The following is a 23,517-nucleotide window of genomic DNA, read 5'->3' on the forward strand; positions in this document are numbered from 1 at the left end:
CGAGCAGGATAGGGCGCGTTGGGATAGAACAGATCCGGCACCAACACGGTATAGCCCTCTGCAGCCAAGCGTTCCGCCATGCCGCCCAGCGCCGGCCGAACGCATCCATGCAGAGAATAACGCCGGGCGCTGCGGTTTTTGGTGACCTGAACAGGGAGCTTCCGCCTGTCCTGCTTCGGTTTTCACCATGATCTTTTTTCCGGATATTTTTGCTCTCTGCAGCCGCGTTTCAGAATGAAATCACATTCATGATAGAGTTCGCGCACTGATTTGTCAGACTGTAGAGGGCGGGTTTGCCGATGCGTGGCACGTCCCCCGTGAAATCGAAGTGATCCTATGCCGACCGCGCCAACACTTGAACTTCGCCGCTATTCGCGCCTGAAAAATTTGCGGGCGCGCGCAGAACGCCAGGGTGCTGCATTGCAGTTCTGGGCGCGTACGGCATCGCTCGCTGTGATCGCCTGCTTCTTTTCATTGATCAGCCGCTGGGATGCTTCGCTGCTCTTCGTGCTGACGGGCCTCGTGCTGTTCCAGCTCATCGGCCTGATCCAGTTTCTCTTTGCGCGCCGTCGCACGACGGCGCGATGGTGGATCGGTTACCTCGTCGGTACGCTGGACATCATTCTGTTGACCGTTCTGCTGGTAACGCCCAACCCGTTTTCCCTGGAGGTCGCGCCGGCCGCGATGCAACTGCGCGAGGGCAGCTTCAAATTCCTGCTGATTTTCGTATGCCTTGGCGCGCTGACCCTTTCGACACGATTGGCGCTCTATCTTGGCGCGCTCGCGGCCTTGACATGGGCGATCGGGGTGGAATGGGTGATTTATCATCCGGGAACCGTCATTCCGGCGACGAACCTCTATTCGCTGCCGATGACAGAGCGACTGAACCTTTATCTCAACCCCAATTTCGTCGATACATTTGCGCAGGCGACCAACGTGTTGGTTGTGCTGATTATCGGCGCGATCATGGCGCTGGTCGTCTTTCGTTCCCGACATCTGTCGGAAGACTATGTGAAGGCAGAGCGCGCCCGCGCCAATCTCGCCCGGCATTTTTCGCCCAATGTCGTCGACCAGCTCGCCACCGATGACGAGCCCTTCGGCCCGGTCCGCCGGCAGGATATCGCGGTGCTGTTCGCCGACATCGTCGGCTTCACACACTATTCCGAGGATCATCCGGCCGAAGCAGTGTTCGAACTTCTGCGTCAGTTCCACCGTCGCATGGAACAGGTCGTTTTCGACCACCATGGCACCGTCGATAACTATATCGGCGATTGCATCATGGCGACATTCGGGGTTCCGCAAGCCAGCCATGACGACGCGACTCGGGCCATCCAGTGCGCTGAAGCGATGGTCGCCGCTCTCGAAGACTGGAATGTACAGCGGGTGTCCAGGGGATACCCGCCGCTGGACGTTCGGATCGGTGCACAATATGGCGCAGTTGTCATCGGCGCGGTCGGCAGCGAGCGCAATCTGTCCTTCGCGGTGGTTGGCGACACCGTCAACGTTGCCAGCCGTTTGCAGTCACTATGCCGTGAGCTCCAGGCGAATATTTGCTTTGGGTCACGACTGATTGACGCCGCGAAGGCGGAATCGCCCACGACACAGTTGAATGCGCGCGATCATGGACCGGTGAGCATCCGGGGCCGGGACGAACCGGTCCATGTCTGGATCGAACATAGAGCCGAAAACCAGGGTGCGGTTTCGGCGTGATGTAGGCCGCCATGTGAAACGCCTGCACCCCGGCTGGAAGGCGGTAGGCCGCGCCATAGGGGGCATGTCCATCACCTGTCTGAGGCGATTGCCCCAGCCTTTGCGGGTGCGGCGTCTGAGCTTGCCTTGTCGTCCCACGTCACCGCCCGGTAGTCGAACCCGTATTCCAGCGTCGGCTTGACGATGCGGAAATAGGGCGACAGGTCGAAATCGCGCGGCGTGTAGAGCGAGTGGTGGCGGATATGCAGGATTTCCCTGCGTGAATAGTTGGACTGCGCCGAAGCACGGCCGGGCGCGCGGGTGATTTCGGGCAGGATCGGATAGCGGATCTGGCCGTAGGCCTCGGCGATCAGCGAGGAACAGATGGCCCGTGTCGGGTCGCCGGAGCCGAATGCCAGCATGCGTCGGCGCCAGCGCACCGGCACCGGCGGCGCCGGCAGGAAATAGCGCAGCATGTCGAGAATGTTCTTGAGATCGTATTTCAGGCCGAGCTTACCGATCATGAAGGCGACGACCCTGTCGCGGTCCTCCGGCGCCAGGCCGCTTGCCCGGCAGATGCGGGTGTTGTAGGTGCGATAGCGCGACAGCGGCACGGCAACGCAGCCTTCGCCCATCGAGACCTCGATCAGCCGCGGCCGCTCCGTTCCGTCTTGCGGCTCGGGCAACGCATCGCCGACATAAAGGGCCGCATGCGACCAGGTCGACTGGGTCAGGTACTTGATCACCGCCGAGATCTTCTGATTGCCCTCGATCAACAGGATGTCGCCGGGCTCCAGCGCACGGCGCAGCGTCTCGGCATCGGACGGGGTATAAGGTTCGTAGCCGGAAGACTCTTCCTGCAGCGCGCCGGCGAGCCGGCGGCCAAGTCGATCCAGAAGCGTGTCTCTGAGCTCGGTCATGCCAAATGCCGATTAGCACGGGCAGGCGCTGGGTGCCAGCGGGAGGGTGGTTGCGCCGACGTCAGCTCCCCCTCCACAAGGGGAGAAGGGAGAGGACAGCTCCGTCAGCCGGCGGTTGCGATCAGATCGTCCTGGGCTGCCTCGGCCAGATCTCCGCGCGCCTTGCGTGCCAGCTTGCGTGTCGAGCGTTTGGGACTGTCGCCGAACAGCTCGGCCGCCTCAGCCAGGCAGGACTTCTTCAGCTGCTTTTCCGACCGCTTCAGAAGCTTGCCCAGGAGCCTGGTGTCTTCGGGCGATCCGAGCGGACGGTCATCGGCCTCGAGCAGGTCGCGCATAACGAACAGGTCATGCAGGTCGCCCAGCCGTTCACCCAGTGCGTCGACCGCCTTGCGCCTGGCCTTGATCGGCGTCGGCCACAGCCTGCCGAGCAGCGACAGATGCATGCCGTGCGTCTTGGCCGCCTTGCGCAGATCGTGGAAATCATTGGCCGCGCCGCGCGATCCGGCCTTGTCGAGCGCTTTCCTGGCCCGGCGCAAGGTGGCGCGGGCGCCTTCGGCAAGCACATCGGCGGCCTGTTCCGGCTGATCGGGCAGAGCGAGGGTTTCGATCCGGTGCAGGCCTTCCTCGCAAGCGGCGGTCGCAGCAGCGATTGCCGCGTCGAGCCCGGCGCCTTCGTGCAATTCATGCTGCCGGGCAATCAGCCTGTCGCGCACCGCAGCCAGCCCGTCGTCGGCGCTCTCCTTGGGAAAGCTTGCCGCCAGCCGGTCGACGGTCTCGATCAGCGCCGTCGCCTCGCGCGGCCCGGCAAGCAGGCCCGCCACGTTGCGGTAGCATTGGTTCTCGGTCTCGCAGAATGTTCCGTCACCGGAACGAACAAGCCGCAGCAAGGCGCGCGCGCTCTTCAGCCGCTTGCGGCATTTGTGCAGCCCCTGTTCCGGCCGGCTGCGCGCTGCGTCGAGATGGGCCAATGCCTTGCCGATTTCCTCGGCAAGGATACGCCTGACCTCGCCGGTCAGCGGCAGGCGCGGATCGATGCGAAAACTCATGCGGCGATCTCCGGAATCCCCCCGAGGGCGAGCGACGCGTTGTAAAATTCAGACTCGCCAGTGACCTCTCGGCCGAGCCAGTCAGGCAGCATTTCGTCAGGCACGTCCTCCGGCGTCTCAAGTTCGGCGACCACAAGTCCCGCAAGCGGGCCGCCAAAGACATCCACCTCATAGAGATGGCCGCGATGCCTAACATGGTGGCGTGTCTTCTCTATGACACGTCCGAGCGCGAAGGCCAGCATCTCCAGGGCGTCCGCCAGCGGGATCGGATATTCGAATTCGTCGCGCACGCGCGCCCTGCTGCCGAATTTGAGCGTCAGCTTGGCGGAAGCTTCGTCGCTGATGCGGATGCGCAGGGTTCGGCCGGGGGTCGCGGCAAGATAGAACTGGCGAATGCGGATATCCGCCTCGACCAGATCCCGCCATGCTGTGCCGGAGACCAGGAATTTGCGTTCGACTTCCTTGCCCATGGCCGCGCACTAAAGCGTTAACGGCCGGCCGTGGCAAGATGGTTGCGTACGCAAGTTTGAGTCATCCATTGACTTTAATCAATCGATTGATTAAAGTGCGCCTCATGATCAAGTTACCCGACACCGGAAGTCCCCGTCGCGAGACGTCACCCGCCGAGATGACGCGCGCGGCCCTCGTTCAGGCGGCGCTGAAACTGTTCGGACGGCAGGGTTTCGACGGCACCTCGACGCGCCAGATCGCTGCCGAGGCAGAGGCCAATATCGGCTCGATCGCCTATCATTTCGGCGGCAAGGAGGGCCTTCGCGCCGCAGCCGCCGACTTCATCGTCGAGACCATCCAGACGGTTGCCGGCCCGGCGCTCGGCAATGTGCCGGCGGCAGTGGCAGGACCGGCCAATCCGGAGGCGGCGCAAGCGCTGCTCTTCGCGGCGCTGGAGCGGATGGTCGGCTTTGTCGTTGCCAGCCCGCAGGCCGGCGAGATCGTCCAGTTCGTGCTGCGCGAGCTTTCGCATCCGACGGCAGCGCTCGACCGCATCTATGACGGCGTGTTCGAGCCGACGCACCGCCGGCTGTGCCAGCTCTGGGAGCAGGCGACGGGAGAGCCGGCCGAAAGCGAGGCCACGAGGCTCACCGTGTTCACGCTGATCGGCCAGGTCATCTATTTCCGCATCGGCCGCGAGGCGGTGATGCGCCGCATGGGCTGGAACGACATTGGCGCCGCAGAGGCAGCCAAGGTGGTGGCGGTCACATCGGGCAATCTCAAGGCCATATTGGCTGCCCGCAAGGGCCAGGGATGAAGGGGCAAAGACCATGAGCTTTCTGTGTTCGCTGCCGCTCGCCGCGCAGCTTTTCAGCGCCTGTGCGCCGGCAGCGCCGCTGGCCGTCGGCTATGTCGAGGGCGACTATGTGCTGCTGGCGCCGATCGAGGTGGCGCAGGTCGAGACCGTCACCGTCAAGCGCGGCGATCGTGTCACACCCGGCACGACCGTGGTGACGCTGGAAAGCGCCGATGCCAAGATCGCGGTCGCGCAGGCCGAGGCCGGCCTAGCCCAGGCCCAGGCGCAATTGGCCGACCTGCAGATCGGCAAGCGCCCGGAAGAGATCGCGGTGCTCAGGGCCGAGGTCGACATGGCCAGCGCGCAGGCCGCCGACGCCAAGCGCAAATACGACCGCGCCGCCGATCTGTTCAAGCGCGGCGCCGGCACGCAGGCCGATTTCGACACCGCTTCGGCGACACTGGAGACAGCCAACGCGCAGGTCGGCCAGGCCAATGCCAATCTCGCTGTCGGCGGCCTGCCGGCGCGCCCGGAAACGATCAAGGCCGCCGACAACCAGGTCAAGCAGGCGCAGGCAACCCTGGAGCAGGCGCGGTGGCGGCTGTCGAAGCGGGTGCTGGCGTCGCCGTCGCCGGGCCGCGTCAACGATGTCATCCGCAATCCGGGCGACACCGCCGGCCCGACCTCACCGGTCATTTCGATCCTGCCCGACGGCGCCGTAAAGCTCAGCGTCTACATCCCGGAAGCTGCCTTCTCCTCGGTCAAGGTCGGCACCTTGCTCGGCGTCCATTGCGACGGCTGCGGCCCGGACGTGAAGGCGCGGGTCAGCTACGTCTCGCCGGATCCCGAATTTACCCCGCCGGTGATCTATTCGTTGGAGAACCGGCAGAAGCTGGTCTATCTGGTCGAGGCGCGGCCGGAGGGCGACGCCGGCCCGCTGCAGCCGGGCCAGATCGTCGATGTCGATCTCGCGGATGGCGGAAAATGAACGCCATCGACGTCCATGGTCTGGTCAAGCGGTTTGGCGACAAGACCGTCGTCGACCATGTGACGATGACCGTCGCCGAAGGCGAGATCGTCGGCTTTCTCGGGCCCAACGGTTCGGGCAAGACCACCACCATCCGCATCATGTGCGGCCTGCTGACGCCCGACGAGGGTGAAGGCACGGTGCTCGGCTTCGACATCCGCACCGACAGCCTGCGCATCAAGCGCGAAGTCGGCTACATGACGCAGAAATTCTCGTTCTACGAGGATCTGACGATTGGCGAGAATCTCGAATTCGTCGCGCGGCTTTACCGGTTGAAGCCGGTCGAGGAGCATGTGGCGCGTACGCTGGAGGAGCTCGGCCTGACGACGCGCCGCAACCAGTTGGCCGGCACCTTGTCGGGCGGCTGGAAGCAGCGGCTGGCGCTGGCCGCCTGCATCATGCACAAGCCGAAGCTGCTGTTGCTCGACGAGCCGACGGCGGGCGTCGATCCGAAGGCGCGGCGCGAATTCTGGGACGAGATCCATCGCCTCGCCAGCGGCGGGCTGACCGTGCTGGTCTCCACCCACTATATGGACGAGGCTGAGCGCTGCCACCGCATCAGCTACATTTCCTACGGCAAGATGCTGGCCACCGGCACCGTCGCCGAGGTGGTGGAAAATGCCGGGCTGACCACTTTCGTCCTGCAGGGCCCGCGGCTCGACCAGGTGGCGGAAGCGCTTCAGGGCCGGCCCGGCGTCGACCAGGTGGCGCCGTTCGGTGCCACGCTGCATGTCGTCGGTTCCGACAGGAAGAAGCTGGAAGCCGCGCTCGCAGATGTCGAGAAGGAGCATAAGGGCGTGAAGGTGGCGCCGGGCGAAACCAGCCTCGAGGACGTCTTTATCCAGTTCATGTCCGGCTCGAAGGACAACATGGCATGAACAGTGTCTTTTCCTTCGCCCGCCTTGGCGCGCTGCTGATCAAGGAGTTTATCCAGATGCGGCGCGACCGCATCACCTTCGCCATGATGCTCGGCGTGCCACTGATGCAGCTCGTGTTGTTCGGCTATGCCATCAACAACGACCCGAAGAGCCTGCCGGCCGCGCTGGTTGCGACGAGCAGCGACCCCTACACGCGCGCCATGGTCTCGGCGCTGCAGACGACAGGCTACTACCGTTTCGACCATGTCTCGCAAAGTGCGGCCGACGCGGAGTTCCTGATGTCGCGCGGCGATGTCGCCTTCGTCGTCACCATCCCCGCCGATTTCGCCCGTCGGGTCGAACGCGGCGACAGCCCGCAGATCCTGATCGAGGCCGACGCCACCGACCCGGCTGTCGCCAGCGGCGCCATCTCGACGCTCGGCACCGTCGCCAGCCAGGCCCTGCTCAGGGCGCGCGGCATGCAGGAGGCGGCCGCCGAGGCAGCCCTTGGCCAGCTCGAAGTGGTGGTGCACCGGCGCTACAACCCCGAAGGCATCTCGCAATACAACATCGTGCCCGGCCTGCTCGGCGTCATCCTGCAGATGACGATGGTGATGATGACCTCGATCGCGCTGACCCGTGAGACCGAGCGCGGCACCATGGAGAACCTGCTGGCGATGCCGTCCAGCCCGCTCGAGATCATGATGGGCAAGGTGCTGCCCTATCTGGCGGTCGGCGGCGTGCAGGTGGTGGTGGTGCTGGCGGCGGCCAAGCTCTTGTTCGCCATCCCCTTCACCGGGTCGATGTCGCTGCTCCTCACCGCCGTGCTGATCTTCGTGCTGGCGCTGGTGCTGCTCGGCTACACGATCTCGACTATCGCCCGCACGCAGATGCAGGCGCTGCAGCTCACCTTCTTCTTCTTCCTGCCGTCGATCATGCTGTCCGGCTTCATGTTCCCCTATCGCGGCATGCCGACCTGGGCGCAGGCGTTCGGCGAGATCCTGCCGCTGACGCATTTCCTGCGCATCATCCGCGCCGTGATGCTGAAGGGCGCCGAACTGCCCGCGGTGGCAACGGAGATCGGCTGGCTGGTGGTGTTCGTGGCATTGTTTGCCGGCGTCGCACTGGTCCGGTTCCGGCGGACGCTGGATTAGATGCCGCGCCGTTGGCGTAAGCTTTGCGGAAGTTTTGAAGGCCGGAGGGACAGCGCCCCCCTCTGGCCTGCCGGCCATCTCCCCCGCAAGGGGGAGATCGGCAGTTTCAGCGCGGCGCTTGCTCCTGCGATGGCGGCGATTGGCGAAAGCAGAGATAACGCCCAATCTCCCCCCTTGCCAGGGAGATGCCCGGTAGGGCAGAGGGGGGTGCGAAGGATCGCTGCGGCTGTCACCCTGGGCGGCCGCGTTCTTCGTCTACGCCGCCGCCATGATCTCCGCATAAGTCCCGAAATCGACATTGCCGCCGGACAGCACCACGGCAACGCATTTGCCGGATAGCTCGATCTCGCCCGATGACAGGGCCGCCAGCGCGACGCAGCCGCCGGGTTCGACCACCAGCTTGAGATAGGCCATGGCATCGCGCATCGCCTGCGCCGTCGCCTTGTCGGAGACGGCGATGGCCCCGGCAAGGTTTCTGCGGTTGATCTCGAAGGTGATCACGCCGGGCTCGGCTGTCAGGATCGCATCGCAGATCGAATTGTGGCCCGGCTCGTTCGAAACCCTGGCGCCGGCGGCCAGCGAAAGGCGGGTGTCGTCGAAATGCTCGGGCTCCACCGCCCAGACCGAAGTGCTGGGAGAGGCGTCCTTGACGGCGATGGAAATGCCGCTCGACAGGCCACCGCCGCCGCAAGGGATGACCACGGCGTCGAGGCTGACGCCAAGCGCTTTCGCCTGGCGCATCAATTCGAGGCCGATCGTGCCCTGGCCGGCGATGATGGCCGGGTCGTCGAAGGGCGGCACCAGCACCATGCCTTTCTCGATGTAAGGGCGCACCACGGTCATGCGGTCGTCGCGAAAGCGGTCGAACGGCACCACCTCGGCCCCCATCTTGCGGACATTGCCGACCTTCATTACCGGCGCGTCGGCCGGCATGGCGATGACCGCCTTGACGCCGAACATCGCCGACGCCGCAGCGACGCCCTGTGCGTGGTTGCCCGACGAGAAGGCGACGACGCCACGGCTGCGCTCCTCTTCGCTGAGTGAGGAGAGCTTGTTGTAGGCGCCGCGGAACTTGAACGAGCCGGTGCGCTGCAGCGTCTCCGGCTTGAACAGGATGCGGGCACCGAAGTGCTTGTTCAACTCCTGCGATTCGATCAACGGCGTCTCGACGATCAGGCCGGACAGCCGGGCTGCGGCGCGATGGATGTCTTCTATGCCGGGAGGGGTGGTCATGGCGGATCCTGCGAAAAAATGGCCAGGCCATGGTGCACGGAAACAGCCGCGCGACACCAACGAAAAAATGTGACGGTTACAAGGTTTGGGAGTCTTGCCGGCGTTTGTGCCGTGCGGCCAACCGCCACTTATCCCAACAACGCCCGTTGCCGCCTGGTGCCCCCCAGCTTGCGCCAGCTGTTGAAGCGGTGGGTGGCGGCGGCGAAGGAGATTTTCATCTGCTGGGCGACCGAATAGCGCGACTTGCCTTCGTCGAACATGCGGTAGCAGCACTCGACGCCCTCTTCGGTCAACTTGCCGTCCGGGGCCTTGTTGTGCGGGTTGGCGGGGTCGAATTTCTCGACCTGCTGCTCGACCATGTCTTTCAGGCGCCGCAGATCGGCCTCGATGCTGGCGATGAGATCGAGAACGGGCTTGGGGTCATAGTGTTGCGGGGGCTGTTTTGCCGTCATCTGCGGAATCCTTTTCCTTGGCTTAGTGCCAAATATAGGTGAACATTCGCTGATAATGAAGAGGTGCGGCTCGCGCGCGGGCTTCAACAATTGTTGACCGCGACCCAGGCGCGCATTGACCTGGGGCACATCAAACCCTAGTTTAGAACCATTCTAAACTAGGGTGAATTCCTCATGCTTTCCCGTGTTTTCGGTTTCGGCCGCCGTCCCTTCGAATCGCTCTCCGAACAGGAGATCCTGGCACTGGCCATTTCGTCCGAAGAAGATGACGGGCGCATCTACCGGGCCTACGCCGACGGACTGGCGGAAAGCTTTCCGCAATCGGCAAAGGTGTTCGAGGAGATGGCCGAGGAAGAGGATGGCCATCGCGACTCGCTGATCGAGCTTTTCCGCAAGCGGTTCGGCGATCGCATTCCGCTGATCCGGCGCGAACATGTGAAAGGCTACTTCGAACGCAAGCCTGACTGGCTGGTGAGACCGCTCGGTATCGAGCATGTACGCAGCCAGGCCGAGGCGATGGAGCGGCGCGCCTATCTGTTCTACGTCGAGGCGGCCAAGCGCACCACCGATGCTTCCACCCGAAAACTGCTCGACGATTTGGCGGTGGCCGAGCAGGGCCACGAAACGCTGGCGCAGCGTCTGGAACAAAAGCACGTGCCGGGCGAGGTGAAAGACGAAGAGGCAGTTGCCGAGCAGCGTCAGTTCATCCTCACCTATGTGCAGCCGGGGCTGGCCGGGCTGATGGACGGGTCGGTGTCGACGCTGGCGCCGATCTTCGCCGCGGCTTTCGCCACGCATGATACCTGGCAGACGCTCCTTGTCGGCCTCGCCGCCTCGATCGGCGCCGGCATTTCGATGGGCTTCACCGAGGTTGCGTCCGACGACGGCAAGCTGTCGGGCCGCGGCTCGCCGATCAAGCGCGGCCTCACTGTCGGCATCATGACGACGCTCGGCGGGCTCGGTCACGCGCTGCCCTATCTCATCCCGCAATTCTGGACGGCGACGGCGGTCGCCGCGGTGGTGGTGTTCTTCGAATTGTGGGCGATAGCCTTCGTCCAGAACCGCTATATGCAGACGCCCTTCCTGCGTGCCGCCTTCCAGGTGGTGCTAGGCGGCGCGCTGGTGTTCGCGGCCGGCGTGCTGATCGGGAATGCTTAGTTTGACGACGAGGGTCGGCGCCCCTCACCCTTACCCTCTCCCGCGAAGAACGGGGAGAGGGGGTCGCCAGCGTTGGAGCGCTACCCTTCTCCCCGGGTGCAGGCAGGCGGATGAGGGGCAACGCCGACACCTACCCGCTAACCCTCATCCATTCACTGCGCGGCTATCCGCCGGCGCCTCGGCCCTCTCCGTCAGGCCGTAGTCACGCACGACATGGGCGATACGCAGACGGTAGCCGGCAAAGATACCGCCACGGCCGGCCTTCTGCGCCTGCCGGTGCTCCTCGGTGTTGCGCCAGGCCTTGACCGCCTCCTCGTCGCGCCAGAACGATAAGGACAGGATGCGATTCGGGTCGGAGAGACTCTGGAAGCGCTCGATCGAGACAAACCCGTCGATGCCGTCGAGCAGAGGGCGCAGGTCAGCAGCGATGCGGAGATAGGCATCGCGCCTGCCCGCCGCTGGTTCGACCTCGAAGATGACGGCGATCACGGCAGCACCAGTTTCGCGTGTGGGCCGGAAGCCAGTTTCAGGAACATGCGATCCTCCCTCTGGATGAACTTTTCACGGCGGGCGAACTCATAGTTTGCCTTACCGGCAGGGTCGGCGGCAAGCCGGGCGCGGTAGGCCTCGTAGGCCGCCAGGCTGTCGATGTTGTAGGCGGCGTAGGCCGTCGTGGCCGAGCCCTCATGCGGCACGAAATAGCCGATCAGGTCGGCGCCGCAGCGCGGAATGACCTGGCCCCAGTTGCGGGCATACTCCTCGAAGGCCGCCTTGCCGAACGGGTCGATCTCATAACGGATGAAGCAGGTGATGGTCATAGTGGTCTCCTTGGCGGGTTGATGTCTTCTTGCGGCGACATTTCGAGCGGGGTCGAAGCATCCCCAGGGTCAATGTGCTAGGCAATTCCCTTGCGGGTCATGCCTGCCAGAAGGATTTCGCGCATTCACGGCGCACGTCTTCCGGTGTCAGGCCGAGGTCGCGCAGCAAATGATCGTCGATCTCGGCAAGGTCGAGGCGCTGCACATAGCGGTCATGCCAGCGAGCCAGCAGCCGCAAACGGAACCAGGTGACGAACGGGAACGATCGGCAGCTGGTGAGCGGCGGTGCGGAGGTGGAAGCGGTTGTCATCGTCGTCTCCTTGATCTGGTCGGAGAATAATGCTTATCTGACAAGAATGCTTCGATGAGGAACGAACTATGCGTGAAGGACCCGACATCGCCCGCATCGCCAGCCTGGTCGGCGATCCGGCGCGGGCAAACATGCTCAACGCGCTGATGGGCGGCACGGCCTTGACCGCGAGCGAACTGGCGCTCGAGGCAGGCGTGTCGCTGCCGACGGCGAGCTCGCATCTGTCCAAGCTGATGGAGGGCGGGCTGCTGACGTTGGCGAGCCAGGGAAGGCACCGCTATTACGGCCTCGCTGGACCCCAGGTGGCGGGCATGATCGAGGCCATCACCGGTGTCGCCGAAGCCGTTGGCCCAAAGCGCGTGCGGCCGGGCCCGCGTGACGGCGCCATGCGCGTGGCACGCGTCTGTTACGACCACCTCGCCGGCGAGCAGGCGGTGGCGATGCTCGATCGTTTTGTCGAGAAGGAAATCCTGCTGCGCGACGACAAGGAGATCAGGCTCGGGCCGTCGGCGGCACCGCATTTCGCAGCCATCGGCATCGATGTCGATGCCAAACCGCGCCGGCCGGTCTGCCGCGCCTGCCTCGACTGGAGCGTGCGCCGTTCGCACCTCGCCGGCACGTTGGGTGCCGCTATCCTCGACAAGATCCTTGCCGAAAAATGGGCGCGCCGCGAGAAGGACAGCCGCGCGGTCATTTTCTCACCGCCGGGCAAGCAGGCTTTCGAGAGGGTGTTTTTGGGCTGAGATGTTGGCGGGACAGCCCGAGCATGTGCGGAAGAAACTAGCCCCGCCCCAGCACCTTCCCCTGCCCGAAGAAATCCGCCCAAGGATCGGCTTCCGCCAGCTGCTTCAGCGTCGTCTTGTCGCCGATCGGGAAAGCGTTCGGCGCCAGTCCCGCCTCGATCTCGGCCCACGTCACAGGCATCGACACGGTGGCGCCCTTCTTGGCGCGTGACGAATAGGGCGCGACCGTCGTCGAGCCCCGGCCATTGCGCAGATAGTCGACGAAGATCTTTCCCGTGCGCGCCTTTTTCGACAGCGTCGCCGTGTAGCGGTCGGGCGAGGCCTGTTCCAGCGCCTTGGCAAAATCATGCGCAAAGGTTTTCACTGCGTCCCAATCCGCCGATGGTTTCAGCGGCATCACGACGTGGTAGCCCTTGCCGCCTGAGGTCTTGACGAAATTCGGCAGCGACAGCTCTTCAAGTTTGCCTCTGATATCGAGTGCGGCCTCGCGCACGGCTTTCACGTCGACGCCCTCATCGGGGTCAAGGTCGAAGATGATCTGGTCCGGCTGTTCCAGCGCAGCGACGGTGCAGCCCCAGATGTGGATCTCCACCACGCCGTACTGGACGAGTGCTGCGACGCCGTCGAAATCGCGGATGAACAGAATCTCCTCGCCGTCGGTCGGGTCCTTCATCCGGGCGATCTTGTCGCTCATGCCGGCCGAGGCATGTTTCTGGAAGAAGCGCGGGCCGCCGACGCCGTCCGGCGCTCTTACAAGGCTGAGCGGTCGGTTGACGATGAACTGTTCCATGCGCGGCCACACCAACGCGTAGTGGTCGAGCAGGCCCTGCTTGGAAATCTTTTCCTCGGGCCACAGCAGCTTGTCGGGGTGGGAAAGCTTTACGCTGGTCGTCGTCGCTCCGGCAGGTTTGCCAGCGCTGCCTGGCACCGGCCTCGCCTTGGCCGGGCTCTTCCCTGTCGAAGACTGGGGCTTTTCCTGCACGACTTCCTCCGCCGGCTTGTCCTCGCGCAATCCCTGGAACGATGCATGGCGTATTATACGGTCGGATGTCCAGCTCCGGAACTCCACTTCGCCGACCAGTTCGGGCTTCACCCAGACCAGGCCCTTGCCTTTCGGCACGGCCTTGTCGAAGGGCGAATGCTCCGCCTTCAGCGCATCGAGTCTTGTCTTGAGTTCGCTGGCGGTCTTGGCCGAGAAGCCGGTGCCGACACGGCCGGCATAGTGCAGTTCGCCATTCTCGTGATACCCGACCAGCAGCGAGCGCAGCCCGCGCCCGGTCTTGTCCGACGGCAAATAGCCGCCGATGACGAATTCCTGCCGCGCCGTGCATTTCGACTTCACCCAGGAAGGTCCGCGCCCGCTGCGATAGGGCGCATCGGCGCGCTTGGAGACGACGCCTTCCAGCCCCATGCGGCAGGCATGCTCCAGCATGATCTTGCCGGGCTCGGCGAAATGGTCGCTGAAACGGACGGCCGAGTTCTCCAGCTTGCCAAGCAGGTCCTGCAAGGCCTGCTTGCGCTCGACCAGCGGCTCGCCGCGCAAATCCTTGCCGTCCAGCCGCATCAAGTCGAACACATAGTAGATGAAGCGATCTGTCCGTTTCGCGGACAGGTCGGCCTGCAACAGCGCGAAGGACGACACGCCGCTGTCGGCCAACACGACGATCTCGCCATCGATGATGGCGTCGCTGCATTTCAGTCCGGCGAGTTCCGCGGCAATCGCGCCGCCGAATTTTTCCGTCCAGTCGAGCCCGGTACGGGTCAGCAGCTGCACCTCCGTGCCGGCAATCTGCGCCTGCATGCGATAGCCGTCGAACTTGACCTCGTGCAGCCAGTCCTTGCCCGGCGGTGCGTCCCGCTCCAGCGTCGCAAGCTGCGGTTCGACGAAGTCCAGGCGCCTGCTGGTCTTTGCCTTGCCGGCGACCGGCTTGTTGGAATGCCAGACATCAGGCTTCTCGCCCCTGGCGGCCTTGCCTTCGCCGATCTCCTCGATCGTCAGGCCCGACTTCACCGATTCCGGCGCCTCCTTCAGAATGTCCTCGCCAGGGCGCGCCGCGGCATCGTCCGATTTGATCAGCAGCCAGTTCTCGCGCTTTTCGCCCGCGCGCGGCTTCAGCCGCACCAGGTGCCACAGACCATGCAGCTTGTGGCCTTTGAGCTCGAAGGTGATATGGCCCTTCTTCATCGCCTTGGCCGGGTCGATTTCGGGAACCCAGGTGCCCTTGTCCCAGACGAGCACCGACCCGCCGCCATATTCGCCCTTGGGAATGGTGCCTTCGAACGGCGCATAGTCGATCGGATGGTCCTCGACATGCACGGCCAGCCGTTTCTCACTCGGGTCGAGGCTTGGACCGCGCGTCACCGCCCAGCTCCACAGCACGCCCTCATGCTCCAGGCGAAGGTCGTAATGCAGCCTAGTCGCCGCATGCTTATGGATGACGAAGATGCCGCCAGCCTTGGCGTTTTTGCCGGGCGCAACCTTGCCGGCCGGTTCGGACGTCTTCTTGAAATCGCGCTTGGAATGATACTGTTCGAGGCTGGCCATCTGTCTCTGATCCTCAGGCCGATTTGCGCTTGGACGCGCCGGCTTTCGGCTTGGTGCGATTGGCCGCGGGTTTTGCTTTTGCCGGCGTGGAAGCCTTCGATGCGCCGGCATCCGAAGACAGGCTCTTCTTCAGCGCGTCGAACAGATTGACGACGTTTGACGGCTTGGGCTCTGCCTTGGCCTTTGGCGCCTTCCTGCCGGCCTTCCTGGCGCGGATCAGCTCCAGCAGCGCGTTCTCATATTTGTCCTCGAACTGAGAGGGATCGAACTTCGCCTTCTTCTTGTCGATGATCCGTTCGGCCAGATCGGTCATGACCGGGTCGCTCTTCACATCCTTGATGTCGCCGAAGACGGAGTCCCGTTCGCGCACCGTGTCGTCGTAGCGCAGCGTCGTCAGCACCATGCCCATGCCGCGCGGTTCGATCACCACCGGGCGTTCGCGGTTGTAGAGCACGATGCGCGCCAGCCCGGCCATCTTCTTGTCCGCCATCGAATCGCGGATGACGGCAAAAGCCTCTTCCGACACCTTGTCGGCCGGCGTCACATAGTAGGGGGTGTCGAGATAGATCTGCTGGATCGAGGATTTGTCGACGAAACCGTCGAGCGCCATCGTGTGCGAGGACTCGATCTGCACCGCCTCGATCTCGTCTTCCTCGATGCGGACGAAGTCGCCGTCATCGACTTCATAGCCCTTGATCTCATCCCCCTCGCGCAACGGCTTGCCATTTTCTGCGTCGACATAGATGCGCTTCACGGTGTTGCCGGTCTTGCGGTTCAGCACCCGGAACGAGACCTTCTCGGCTTGGGTGACGACGTTGGTCAATTCGACGGCACAGGTGACCAACGACAGCTTCAGATAACCCTTCCAGGCCGGACGCGGCGCCATGACAATTCCCTTCGCAACAGGTCCCGAAATCCAGAACGACTGGAGCCTGTTCCAGTTCCGTCACCGATCCCTGTCAGCATGCCAGGCTGGGATTTCCGGCGCTGCGTCGGCCAGCAAGGAAATTTCGCCAGCGCGGCAAGAATTGAAACAGAACCGCGCGCAGGCGACATTCAAACGAAACATATGTGATGCAAAAGTCACATTGGCCGAAATGTCGACGGACCACACGGAAAGACCCCGAATCAGCCGCATTCCGGCCACGAACCAAGGCCTTTTCGACCAGATATTAACATCGTGTTCACCGACTATTCACGCCTCGACGCTAAGATGCCCGCAATTCGGAAGGGACATCCGAAAATCGGGACAGGGACAGGTAAAATGAACTTCCTCACGCACCTCATCGGCTATGCCGCCGCCATCCGCGAATTCGTTGCGCCGACCTATCGGCCGGAGCGCTACTACATGCGCGGCCCCGGCCCGGCCAGCGCCCGTCGCGGCAATTCGTTGAGCGCGCGCTGACCATGACCTTCGAGAGCCGCCACGACAGCCGGATCTGCCGGCCGGCCGCCGAATCCCGCGCCACCACCTATCGCGCCGAGCGTCCCGCTCTGACCGACAGGCGGCGTGCGATATCGCCTCGGCTTTGATACCGCCTCCGGCTGGCTTAATGTCCTAGGGCATAAGCAGCCGAGGCCCGCGTGACTGACCTTCCCAACCCAAGTCGTCCCCATTCAAGTCGACCCAAGTCCGTCCGTCCCTCCGACCCCCTCGATCGCAGCCATCCGCTGATCGTCTTCGACGGCGTCTGCGTGCTGTGCTCCGGCTTCGTGCGCATGGTGGTCAGGCTCGACCGTCAAGGCCGCTTACGCTTCGCCACCGCGCAGTCGCCGTTCGGAGAAGCGCTGTTCAGGCAACACGGGCTGCGCACGGATTCCTACGAGACCAATCTCGTCCTGATCGACGGCATCGCCTTCACGCAGCTAGACAGCTTCGTTGCCGTCATGGCGGAGCTCGGCTGGCCGTGGCGGGCGGCAAAGGTCCTGTTGCTGCTGCCGCGCCCGCTGCGCAACTGGCTTTACGACCGCATCGCCAAAAACCGCTACGCCCTGTTCGGCAGGAAAGACAGTTGCGGCATTCCTCCTGCCGAACTGCGCGAGCGGTTCCTGGGCTGAAAGCGCGGCTCTGGAAGCAGCGAATGAGGCGTCTCATTGTCGGTTACGGCACCTCTACGGGTGCGGGCGATCACAAAACAGTTGGCGGCTTGCGCAAAAAGCCGCCGCAGCCGAAAGTTTTTCCGCCGCCTGTCGAAATCGGGCGATGCCGCGCGACATACGTCCGGCTCGCAATGACGCGGCCTCGAAACCACGGGAGAAGACCATGCAGTATCTGCTTCTTATATATTCCAGCGAAGCCGGAATGGCGGCCGCGCCCAAGGAGGCGATCACCCAGATGAGCGCCGCCTATGGCGCCTATACCGAAGCGATGAAGAAGGCCGGTGTGTTCGTGGCCGGTGAGCGATTGAAACCAACCAAGATAGCAACCACCGTACGGGTGGCCAACGGCAAGACCAACGTGATTGACGGCCCCTATGCCGATACCAAGGAGCAACTCGGCGGCTACTATTTGATCGAGGTGCCCGACATGGACGCGGCTATTTCGTGGGCGGCACGCTGTCCCGGTGCCAGCGCCGGCACAATGGAAGTGCGGCCGATCTGGCCGATGGCCGAATACATGACAACATACACTGCTGCATGAAGGCTGTCGGGTCAGATGCCGCCCGGGCGGTCGCCGAGGCCGCCGCCCGGCAGAGCTACGGAAAGCTGGTCGCCTGGCTCGCGGCGCGCACGCGCGACGTGGCTGGGGCCGAGGATGCGCTGGCCGATGCCTTTGCCGCAGCGCTCGAACATTGGCCGCGAACCGGGGTGCCTGAAAGGCCGGAAGCCTGGCTGCTGGCCGTGGCAAGGCGCCGGCGCGTCGATGCGGTGCGGCGTCGGCTGACCAGCGAGGCCGGCCGCGATCATCTCAAGCTAATTGCCGAGGAGGCGGAGGCGCGCATGACCGACGAAGAGCTGCCCGACGAACGGCTGCGGCTGATGTTTGCTTGCGCGCATCCTGCGATCGAATCGGGTGTGCGCGCGCCGCTGATCCTGCAGACGGTCCTAGGGTTGGACGCCGCTACCATCGCCTCTGCCTTCCTGGTCTCGCCGGCAACTATGGGCCAGCGCCTGGTGCGCGCCAAGATCCGCATCCGGGAAACCGGCATTCCGTTCCGCGTGCCTGAACGGGCCGAACTCGGCGAGCGGCTGGACGCGGTCCTGGAAGCCATCTACGCCGCTTTCGCCGAAGGCTGGTCCGATCCGGCCGGCACCGAGACGCAGCGCCGCAACCTGGCGACTGAAGGCATCTGGCTCGGCCGGCTGGTGGCTTCGCTGATGCCGGATGAGCCGGAGGCGCTCGGCCTGCTTTCGCTGATGCTGTTTGCCGAGGCACGCCGCTCGGCGCGGCGCGATGCGGCCGGAGAGTATGTGCCGCTCGCCGAGCAGAAGTGCGCGGAATGGGACGCAGCCTTGATCGAGGAAGCGGAATCCCTGCTGCGCCGCGCCGCCGCCATGGGCGTCATAGGCCGTTACCAGCTCGAAGCGGCCGTACAATCCGTCCATTCGGCGCGACGGCTGACCGGCCTGACCGACTGGGCCGCGATCCGCAATTTCTACGATGCGCTGTCAGTCATCGTCGGATCGCCGGTGGTGGCGATCAACCGCGCGGTGGCGATCGCGGAGGCTGAAGGCGCTGTGGCGGGGCTGGCGGCTCTTTATGTGCTGGGCGACGACAAGCGGCTCAACGACTATCAACCTTATTGGGCGGCGCGCGCCGGTCTCCTGGCCAGGCTCGGTCAGGTGCCGCAGGCGATCGAGGCCTATGACCGGGCGATCGGCCTTGAGCGCGACCCGGCGGTGCGCCGGTTCCTACAGGGAAAACGGGCAGCCCTCAGACACTAAGCCTCGCCGTCGGCAGTCGTTCAGGCCGGCCACATCTCATGTGCCGTGTTGAGCGTCTTGATCACCGGATGTTCGCGCATTCCGGCCCACAGGCGTTCCACATTCGGCCACGCCGCGCGAGCCCTGTCGGAGTCGGGATGCCAGGCCACCAGCATGACGAGGTAGATGTCGGCCACCGACATGCGGTCGCCCACCAACCAGTCGCGGTCCTTGAGCGCCGCATCGAGGACGGCGAAGCCGCGATCCATTTCGGCGATGGCCGCTTGCTTGACGGCCTTCGTGCCTTCGGCGTCGGTCGTATAGCGATGGGCGTAGTAGAGCCGCAGGATTGCCGGATAGAGCACGGACGACATGAAGGCCATCCAGCGCAGGAAGTCAGCGCGGGCCGGCGCGTCGACCGCCGGCGCCAGGCCGGCATCGGGGTGACGCTCGGCAAGCAGGATGCAGATCGCCGCCGATTCGGTCATCGAGCTGCCGTCCGGCAAGGTCAGCGCCGGAACCTGGTTCAAGGGACTGATTTCGACAAATGCCGGATCGGGCCTGTCCGTCTTCGGCACGTCGACCTGCTCGAACGGCGCGTTCGCCAGCGCCAGCGCCGCCTCGACGACGAAGCCGCCGCTGCCCGGACGGGTATAGAGCTTGTACATGAAATTTCTCCCCGGCCTGCGCAAAGCAGGCCGGTGACGATTTGCACGGGAAGCAGGTTCTGCTCAAGCCGGTACCGGCCGCCACCAGAGGTTTTTTCGGGGGGCCAGGCCGAACGGTGCAGAACCCTTTGATGTCGGCGCGAAGGATCGCGCCGGTTCTATTCTCGAGATAGCGAGACCCTACGCCCCCAACCCCTCGAACAGGATCGTCGACAGATAGCGTTCGGCGAAGGACGGGATGACCACGATGAGGTTCTTGCCCTTGTTCTCCGGCCGCGAGCCGACGACGATCGCCGCCTGCAGGGCGGCGCCCGACGAGATGCCGACCGGGACGCCTTCGAGGCGGGCGACGAGGCGGGCATTGGCGACCGAATCCTCGTTCGAGACCTTGACGATCTCGTCATAGATCGTGGTGTCGAGGATTTTTGGCGCAAAGCCGGCGCCGATACCCTGGATCTTGTGCGGGCCGGGCTGGCCGCCCGACAGCACTGGCGAGGATTCCGGCTCGACGGCGACGACATGCACCGAGGGCTTGCGCTTCTTCAGCACTTGGCCGACACCGGTGATGGTGCCGCCGGTGCCGATGCCTGCGACGAAGATATCGACCTCGCCATGCGTGTCGTTCCAGATTTCCTCGGCCGTCGTCGTGCGATGGATTTCCGGGTTGGCGGGGTTTTCGAACTGCTGCGGGATGATGGCATTGGGAATCGTCGCCGCCAGCTCGTCGGCCTTGGCGATGGCGCCCTTCATGCCTTTCGGTCCCTCGGTCAGCACCAGCTCGGCGCCGAGCAGCGCCAGCATTTTCCTGCGCTCGATCGACATCGTTTCCGGCATCGTCAGGATCAGTTTGTAGCCCTTGGCGGCCGCGGCGAAGGCAAGCGCGATGCCGGTGTTGCCCGACGTCGGCTCGATCAGCGTGGTCTTGCCGGGAGAAATCTTGCCGGCGGCCTCCAGCGACTCGATCATCGCCACGCCGATGCGGTCCTTGACCGAGGCGATCGGATTGAAGAATTCGAGCTTGGCGATGAGATTGGCGACGATGCCCTTTTCCTTGGCGAATTTGTCGAGCCGCACCAGCGGCGTGTCGCCGATCGTGTCGGTGATGGAATCGTAGACGCGGCCGCGACCGGGCACGCGGGCAGGGGTGACGGGCTTGTTCATTGGTTTCGCTCCCAGAACTTCAGGCAAGTGAGAATTTCAGGCAAGTGGAGGACTTCAGGCAAGTGGAGGACTTCAGGCAAGTGGCACTGCAACCGCCAAGATAGGACCTTCGGTCGCGCAAGATAGACTGTCGGCCGAAAATATCGAGTGGGACCCATGTCTAAAACATAGGGCTCCTGGAAAAGCGTTTCCCGGAGAAGCCTGTCCCTGGAATGATTTGGCCGAAAGGAGCCTACTGACGGGCGGCAATCGCCGCCGCGGCGCCGACCATGAAGCCGGCGGCGGTGCGGTTCAGCGCCTTGAGCGCGCGCGGCGATTTCATGAACCAGCGTGCCTTGGCCGCCAGCGCCAGATAGGGCACCAGCACCACCAAAAGCACGACGATCGTCAGCGCGACCAGTATGCCGTAGTCGGCCAGCGTGATGGTCTTCAAGTCGACGATGGTCGGCGTGATGGCGAGGTAGAAGATCATCGTCTTCGGATTGCCGAGCGTGACCGTGAGGCCGGCGAGGAAGCTCGAAACCAACCCGCCCTTGCCCTTCTTCGCCTCGACCGTTTCGGGCGTGATGCCGCTGGTCCAGAAGCGCCAGCCGAGGAAGGCGAGGTAGGCGACGCCAAGCCATTTGATGGCGAGAAACACCATGCCGAAGGTCTGCGCGACGAAGGCGAGGCCCAGCACCACGGCGGTCAGATAGGTGAGATCGCCAAGCATCAGGCCAAAGGACATGGCCAGCGACGAACGGAAGCCTGAGCCGAGCGCCCGCGCGACGAGCGCGGTGACGCCGGGGCCGGGAATGGCGGCGGCGATGCCGAGGGCGGCACTGTAGGCGAGGAAGCCGGTAACGGTCATGGTTGCGGCCTTGCGCGACGCTGTTGCACCGACGACCTATGACACAAGGTCAGCCATGCGGGAATTGGCTGAAGCCGGATTCGATTGCACCACGTCGGCGTGCGACCATGCTGTCAGGAACGGCCGCCACTATAGGTGACGCGCCAGATGGTTCCGTTGCCGTCCTCGGTCACGATCAGCGCGCCGTCCCGGGCCACCGCGACGCCGACCGGTCGTCCCCACACCTCGCCGTTGGAGACGACGAAGCCGGTGATGAAGTCCTCGTACTCGCCGGTCGGCTTGCCGTCCTTGAACAGCAACCTCACCACCTTGTACCCGGTTCGGTTGCCGCGATTCCATGAACCGTGCAAGGCGACGAAGGCATCGCCTTTGTATTCGGCCGGAAAGCCGGAACCGAGGGCCAAGTCCTTTCTGTCGTAGAAGGCGATGTTGAGCGGCGCCGAGTGCGCCTGCATCAGCACATCGGGAATGGTCGCCTTGCCGGCAAGATCGGGGCGCTCGCCCTTGTGGCGTGGATCCTCGTTGTTGCCGATGTAATACCAGGGCCAGCCATAGAAAGCGCCGTCCTTGACCACAGTCGCATATTCGGACGGCACATTGTCGCCGAGTGCATCGCGCTCGTTGACGACGCACCACAGCGCCCCGGTCGCCGGCTGGACCGTCATGCCCGAACAGTTGCGCAAGCCGGTGGCGACGATGCGGCCATTCTTGCCGTCGGGGTCGAAGGCCAGCACGTCGGCACGGCCGTCCTCGGACCCCCAAGCAGCACCCAGCGGCTGCGACTTCGTCCAGGCGTCGAGGCCGCCATCCGGCTCCTTTGCCATGTTCTCGGCGACGTTCGATCCCGAGCCGACCGACAGATAGAGCGTCTTGCCGTCCGGCGAGAAGACGATGTCGCGGGTCCAGTGATGATTGGCAGGGATGTTTTCGACGATGGTTTCCGGATCACTGGCCGCCTTCAGGTCACCATCGCGATAGGCAAAGCGCACGATGCTGTCGCTGTTGGCGACATAAACCCATTGCGGGTCCTTGCCCGGCGGGTAGAAGGCGATGCCGTAGGGCTGGTTGAGATCGCCGGCAAATATGCCGTCCTTCGCCGGCTTCGCGCTGCCCTCGGCAAGGCGATAGACGCGGATCTGGTTGGCTTCGCTGTCGGCGACGAACAGGTCGCCATTTGGCGCGGTGCGCACGACGCGCGGATTGTCGATGCCCGACGCCATCAGCTCGGCCGAAAAGCCCGGCGGCAATTTCAGCTCGGCGTCCGCCGGCCGGTCGGCGAGGCCGGCGCCGTTCGAGGCGGATTTGGTGACATAAGGCCTAGGCAGGTCTTGCGGCTTGATCAGGCGGCGCACCCCAGGCCTGTCGGCACGCCAGTCGCCGAAGGCGGCGGCACCCCTCAGTACTGGCTGCTCCGCTTGCTGGGCCAATGCAGCCGTCGTGAGAAACAGTGCGGCAGGAAACGCCAGCCCGGCCAATCGGATCATTTCGTCCTCCACCTTGTCGCGAAGGAATCAACGGCCTGTTTGTTCCTCGGTTCCGCCTCACATGATGAGTTGAGGTGAAACGGTCTCCAGCCTCAGGTGCCGGCGGCGTAGAAATCGTCGTCGAGGCGCTTTTCCAGCGCGACGAGATCGGCCGGCAGCGGCAGGCCCATGGCGCGCATTTCCTGCAGTTTCTCGCGCAACTGCTCCTGGATTTCGTGCTGGTCCTCCGGCTGGTTGACCATTTCTTCGAGCAACAGACTGATCCGGGCCTTGAATTCTTCGAGCGCCATCG

At 64.1% G+C, this 23,517-nt stretch carries 26 protein-coding genes; 11 read left to right on the forward strand and 15 right to left on the reverse strand.

What is annotated here, in order from left to right; genetic code table 11:
- The first annotated feature begins 336 nt into the window (after positions 1–336).
- A complete protein-coding gene (locus AC1D08_RS00180) occupies positions 337–1,710 on the forward strand; it encodes an adenylate/guanylate cyclase domain-containing protein (RefSeq protein ID WP_095083830.1) in 1,374 nt (457 codons plus the stop codon).
- Between the two features lie 71 nt (positions 1,711–1,781).
- Here the strand turns inward: AC1D08_RS00180 and AC1D08_RS00185 are convergent, their stop codons facing one another.
- From AC1D08_RS00185 to AC1D08_RS00195, 3 genes are all read right to left on the reverse strand, one after another.
- Positions 1,782–2,609, reverse strand: coding sequence for a C40 family peptidase (locus AC1D08_RS00185; RefSeq protein WP_457151757.1), 828 nt, complete (start codon positions 2,607–2,609; stop codon positions 1,782–1,784).
- A 104-nt stretch (positions 2,610–2,713) separates the two neighbouring features.
- A complete protein-coding gene (locus tag AC1D08_RS00190) occupies positions 2,714–3,655 on the reverse strand; it encodes a CHAD domain-containing protein (RefSeq protein ID WP_457151756.1) in 942 nt (313 codons plus the stop codon).
- A complete protein-coding gene (locus AC1D08_RS00195) occupies positions 3,652–4,125 on the reverse strand; it encodes a CYTH domain-containing protein (RefSeq protein ID WP_457151755.1) in 474 nt (157 codons plus the stop codon). The genes AC1D08_RS00190 and AC1D08_RS00195 overlap by 4 nt, the downstream gene beginning before the upstream one ends.
- Positions 4,126–4,229: 104 nt before the next feature.
- Here AC1D08_RS00195 and AC1D08_RS00200 point away from each other — a divergent pair, with 104 nt between their 5' ends.
- Genes AC1D08_RS00200 through AC1D08_RS00215 form a run of 4 tightly spaced genes read left to right on the forward strand, consistent with a single transcriptional unit; the run spans position 4,230 to position 7,939 of the window.
- Positions 4,230–4,922: a CerR family C-terminal domain-containing protein gene (locus AC1D08_RS00200; protein ID WP_457151754.1), complete on the forward strand. Its 693-nt coding sequence runs from the start codon at positions 4,230–4,232 to the stop codon at positions 4,920–4,922.
- A 13-nt stretch (positions 4,923–4,935) separates the two neighbouring features.
- Positions 4,936–5,889, forward strand: coding sequence for an HlyD family secretion protein (locus AC1D08_RS00205; protein WP_457151753.1), 954 nt, complete (start codon positions 4,936–4,938; stop codon positions 5,887–5,889).
- On the forward strand, positions 5,886–6,806 hold the full coding sequence (locus AC1D08_RS00210) for an ABC transporter ATP-binding protein (protein WP_457151752.1): 921 nt from the start codon (positions 5,886–5,888) through the stop codon (positions 6,804–6,806). Before AC1D08_RS00205 ends, AC1D08_RS00210 begins: the two co-directional genes overlap by 4 nt.
- Positions 6,803–7,939 (forward strand): ABC transporter permease, encoded by a 1,137-nt coding sequence (locus tag AC1D08_RS00215; RefSeq protein WP_095083823.1) that lies wholly within the window; start codon positions 6,803–6,805, stop codon positions 7,937–7,939. Before AC1D08_RS00210 ends, AC1D08_RS00215 begins: the two co-directional genes overlap by 4 nt.
- A 255-nt stretch (positions 7,940–8,194) precedes the next feature.
- Here AC1D08_RS00215 and AC1D08_RS00220 read toward each other — a convergent pair whose 3' ends face one another.
- Positions 8,195–9,172, reverse strand: coding sequence for a threonine/serine dehydratase (locus AC1D08_RS00220; protein ID WP_457151751.1), 978 nt, complete (start codon positions 9,170–9,172; stop codon positions 8,195–8,197).
- 128 nt (positions 9,173–9,300) lie between these two features.
- Positions 9,301–9,624, reverse strand: coding sequence for a hypothetical protein (locus AC1D08_RS00225; protein WP_457151750.1), 324 nt, complete (start codon positions 9,622–9,624; stop codon positions 9,301–9,303).
- 174 nt (positions 9,625–9,798) lie between these two features.
- On the opposite strand from AC1D08_RS00225, the gene mbfA reads away from it, so the two are divergent.
- A complete protein-coding gene (gene mbfA / locus AC1D08_RS00230) occupies positions 9,799–10,782 on the forward strand; it encodes an iron exporter MbfA (RefSeq protein WP_457151749.1) in 984 nt (327 codons plus the stop codon).
- A gap of 144 nt (positions 10,783–10,926) precedes the next feature.
- On the opposite strand, the gene AC1D08_RS00235 is transcribed toward mbfA, so the two are convergent.
- The 3 genes from AC1D08_RS00235 to AC1D08_RS00245 form a co-directional block, all read right to left on the reverse strand.
- Positions 10,927–11,271, reverse strand: coding sequence for an antibiotic biosynthesis monooxygenase (locus AC1D08_RS00235; protein WP_184872815.1), 345 nt, complete (start codon positions 11,269–11,271; stop codon positions 10,927–10,929).
- Complete coding sequence (locus AC1D08_RS00240) at positions 11,268–11,600, reverse strand: NIPSNAP family protein (RefSeq protein ID WP_477422324.1); 333 nt, start codon at positions 11,598–11,600, stop codon at positions 11,268–11,270. The genes AC1D08_RS00235 and AC1D08_RS00240 overlap by 4 nt, the downstream gene beginning before the upstream one ends.
- Before the next feature lie 97 nt (positions 11,601–11,697).
- Positions 11,698–11,910 carry a DUF1127 domain-containing protein gene (locus AC1D08_RS00245; RefSeq protein WP_457151748.1) on the reverse strand — a complete coding sequence of 71 codons (213 nt, stop codon included), beginning with the start codon at positions 11,908–11,910 and terminating at the stop codon, positions 11,698–11,700.
- 68 nt (positions 11,911–11,978) lie between these two features.
- Here AC1D08_RS00245 and AC1D08_RS00250 point away from each other — a divergent pair, with 68 nt between their 5' ends.
- Complete coding sequence (locus AC1D08_RS00250) at positions 11,979–12,653, forward strand: ArsR/SmtB family transcription factor (RefSeq protein ID WP_457151747.1); 675 nt, start codon at positions 11,979–11,981, stop codon at positions 12,651–12,653.
- A 37-nt stretch (positions 12,654–12,690) separates the two neighbouring features.
- Here AC1D08_RS00250 and ligD read toward each other — a convergent pair whose 3' ends face one another.
- Together ligD and ku are read right to left on the reverse strand one after the other, a co-directional pair.
- On the reverse strand, positions 12,691–15,198 hold the full coding sequence (gene ligD, locus AC1D08_RS00255; protein WP_477422326.1) for a DNA ligase D: 2,508 nt from the start codon (positions 15,196–15,198) through the stop codon (positions 12,691–12,693).
- Positions 15,199–15,211: 13 nt separating this feature from the next.
- Positions 15,212–16,084, reverse strand: a complete 873-nt coding sequence (gene ku, locus AC1D08_RS00260) for a non-homologous end joining protein Ku (RefSeq protein WP_477422328.1) — start codon at positions 16,082–16,084, stop codon at positions 15,212–15,214.
- Positions 16,085–16,462: 378 nt separating this feature from the next.
- Here ku and AC1D08_RS00265 point away from each other — a divergent pair, with 378 nt between their 5' ends.
- The 4 genes from AC1D08_RS00265 (at position 16,463) to AC1D08_RS00280 (ending at position 19,083) form a co-directional block, all read left to right on the forward strand.
- On the forward strand, positions 16,463–16,603 hold the full coding sequence (locus AC1D08_RS00265) for a hypothetical protein (protein WP_095083793.1): 141 nt from the start codon (positions 16,463–16,465) through the stop codon (positions 16,601–16,603).
- A gap of 179 nt (positions 16,604–16,782) precedes the next feature.
- Positions 16,783–17,256: a thiol-disulfide oxidoreductase DCC family protein gene (locus AC1D08_RS00270; protein ID WP_477422330.1), complete on the forward strand. Its 474-nt coding sequence runs from the start codon at positions 16,783–16,785 to the stop codon at positions 17,254–17,256.
- A gap of 205 nt (positions 17,257–17,461) precedes the next feature.
- The gene (locus AC1D08_RS00275) at positions 17,462–17,839 is read left to right on the forward strand and encodes a YciI family protein (RefSeq protein WP_457150256.1); all 378 of its coding nucleotides are present in this window, start codon (positions 17,462–17,464) and stop codon (positions 17,837–17,839) included.
- The gene (locus AC1D08_RS00280; RefSeq protein ID WP_457150257.1) at positions 17,836–19,083 is read left to right on the forward strand and encodes an RNA polymerase sigma factor; all 1,248 of its coding nucleotides are present in this window, start codon (positions 17,836–17,838) and stop codon (positions 19,081–19,083) included. Before AC1D08_RS00275 ends, AC1D08_RS00280 begins: the two co-directional genes overlap by 4 nt.
- Positions 19,084–19,103: 20 nt before the next feature.
- On the opposite strand, the gene AC1D08_RS00285 is transcribed toward AC1D08_RS00280, so the two are convergent.
- The 5 genes from AC1D08_RS00285 to AC1D08_RS00305 all read right to left on the reverse strand — a co-directional run bounded on the left by AC1D08_RS00285 (position 19,104) and on the right by AC1D08_RS00305 (position 23,515).
- Positions 19,104–19,730, reverse strand: a complete 627-nt coding sequence (locus tag AC1D08_RS00285) for a glutathione S-transferase family protein (protein WP_457150258.1) — start codon at positions 19,728–19,730, stop codon at positions 19,104–19,106.
- 180 nt (positions 19,731–19,910) lie between these two features.
- A complete protein-coding gene (gene cysK, locus AC1D08_RS00290) occupies positions 19,911–20,891 on the reverse strand; it encodes a cysteine synthase A (RefSeq protein ID WP_457150259.1) in 981 nt (326 codons plus the stop codon).
- A gap of 232 nt (positions 20,892–21,123) precedes the next feature.
- On the reverse strand, positions 21,124–21,741 hold the full coding sequence (locus AC1D08_RS00295; protein WP_457150260.1) for a LysE family translocator: 618 nt from the start codon (positions 21,739–21,741) through the stop codon (positions 21,124–21,126).
- A gap of 113 nt (positions 21,742–21,854) precedes the next feature.
- Positions 21,855–23,225: a PQQ-dependent sugar dehydrogenase gene (locus tag AC1D08_RS00300; RefSeq protein WP_457150261.1), complete on the reverse strand. Its 1,371-nt coding sequence runs from the start codon at positions 23,223–23,225 to the stop codon at positions 21,855–21,857.
- Positions 23,226–23,317: 92 nt separating this feature from the next.
- Positions 23,318–23,515, reverse strand: coding sequence for a hypothetical protein (locus tag AC1D08_RS00305; RefSeq protein WP_095084361.1), 198 nt, complete (start codon positions 23,513–23,515; stop codon positions 23,318–23,320).
- Between the last annotated feature and the right edge of the window lie 2 nt (positions 23,516–23,517).

Source organism: Mesorhizobium sp. P2_E6 (assembly GCF_056403835.1).

Excerpts from the sequence above, each read along its gene's own strand:
- AC1D08_RS00180 (WP_095083830.1), top strand. The coding sequence starts at position 337 with ATGCCGACCGCGCCAACACTTGAACTTCGCCGCTATTCGCGCCTGAAA.
- AC1D08_RS00185 (WP_457151757.1), bottom strand. The coding sequence starts at position 2,609 with ATGACCGAGCTCAGAGACACGCTTCTGGATCGACTTGGCCGCCGGCTC.
- AC1D08_RS00190 (WP_457151756.1), bottom strand. The coding sequence starts at position 3,655 with ATGAGTTTTCGCATCGATCCGCGCCTGCCGCTGACCGGCGAGGTCAGG.
- AC1D08_RS00195 (WP_457151755.1), bottom strand. The coding sequence starts at position 4,125 with ATGGGCAAGGAAGTCGAACGCAAATTCCTGGTCTCCGGCACAGCATGG.
- AC1D08_RS00200 (WP_457151754.1), top strand. The coding sequence starts at position 4,230 with ATGATCAAGTTACCCGACACCGGAAGTCCCCGTCGCGAGACGTCACCC.
- AC1D08_RS00205 (WP_457151753.1), top strand. The coding sequence starts at position 4,936 with ATGAGCTTTCTGTGTTCGCTGCCGCTCGCCGCGCAGCTTTTCAGCGCC.
- AC1D08_RS00210 (WP_457151752.1), top strand. The coding sequence starts at position 5,886 with ATGAACGCCATCGACGTCCATGGTCTGGTCAAGCGGTTTGGCGACAAG.
- AC1D08_RS00215 (WP_095083823.1), top strand. The coding sequence starts at position 6,803 with ATGAACAGTGTCTTTTCCTTCGCCCGCCTTGGCGCGCTGCTGATCAAG.
- AC1D08_RS00220 (WP_457151751.1), bottom strand. The coding sequence starts at position 9,172 with ATGACCACCCCTCCCGGCATAGAAGACATCCATCGCGCCGCAGCCCGG.
- AC1D08_RS00225 (WP_457151750.1), bottom strand. The coding sequence starts at position 9,624 with ATGACGGCAAAACAGCCCCCGCAACACTATGACCCCAAGCCCGTTCTC.
- mbfA (WP_457151749.1), top strand. The coding sequence starts at position 9,799 with ATGCTTTCCCGTGTTTTCGGTTTCGGCCGCCGTCCCTTCGAATCGCTC.
- AC1D08_RS00240 (WP_477422324.1), bottom strand. The coding sequence starts at position 11,600 with ATGACCATCACCTGCTTCATCCGTTATGAGATCGACCCGTTCGGCAAG.
- AC1D08_RS00245 (WP_457151748.1), bottom strand. The coding sequence starts at position 11,910 with ATGACAACCGCTTCCACCTCCGCACCGCCGCTCACCAGCTGCCGATCG.
- AC1D08_RS00250 (WP_457151747.1), top strand. The coding sequence starts at position 11,979 with ATGCGTGAAGGACCCGACATCGCCCGCATCGCCAGCCTGGTCGGCGAT.
- ligD (WP_477422326.1), bottom strand. The coding sequence starts at position 15,198 with ATGGCCAGCCTCGAACAGTATCATTCCAAGCGCGATTTCAAGAAGACG.
- ku (WP_477422328.1), bottom strand. The coding sequence starts at position 16,084 with ATGGCGCCGCGTCCGGCCTGGAAGGGTTATCTGAAGCTGTCGTTGGTC.
- AC1D08_RS00265 (WP_095083793.1), top strand. The coding sequence starts at position 16,463 with ATGAACTTCCTCACGCACCTCATCGGCTATGCCGCCGCCATCCGCGAA.
- AC1D08_RS00275 (WP_457150256.1), top strand. The coding sequence starts at position 17,462 with ATGCAGTATCTGCTTCTTATATATTCCAGCGAAGCCGGAATGGCGGCC.
- AC1D08_RS00280 (WP_457150257.1), top strand. The coding sequence starts at position 17,836 with ATGAAGGCTGTCGGGTCAGATGCCGCCCGGGCGGTCGCCGAGGCCGCC.
- AC1D08_RS00285 (WP_457150258.1), bottom strand. The coding sequence starts at position 19,730 with ATGTACAAGCTCTATACCCGTCCGGGCAGCGGCGGCTTCGTCGTCGAG.
- cysK (WP_457150259.1), bottom strand. The coding sequence starts at position 20,891 with ATGAACAAGCCCGTCACCCCTGCCCGCGTGCCCGGTCGCGGCCGCGTC.
- AC1D08_RS00295 (WP_457150260.1), bottom strand. The coding sequence starts at position 21,741 with ATGACCGTTACCGGCTTCCTCGCCTACAGTGCCGCCCTCGGCATCGCC.
- AC1D08_RS00300 (WP_457150261.1), bottom strand. The coding sequence starts at position 23,225 with ATGATCCGATTGGCCGGGCTGGCGTTTCCTGCCGCACTGTTTCTCACG.
- AC1D08_RS00305 (WP_095084361.1), bottom strand. The coding sequence starts at position 23,515 with ATGGCGCTCGAAGAATTCAAGGCCCGGATCAGTCTGTTGCTCGAAGAA.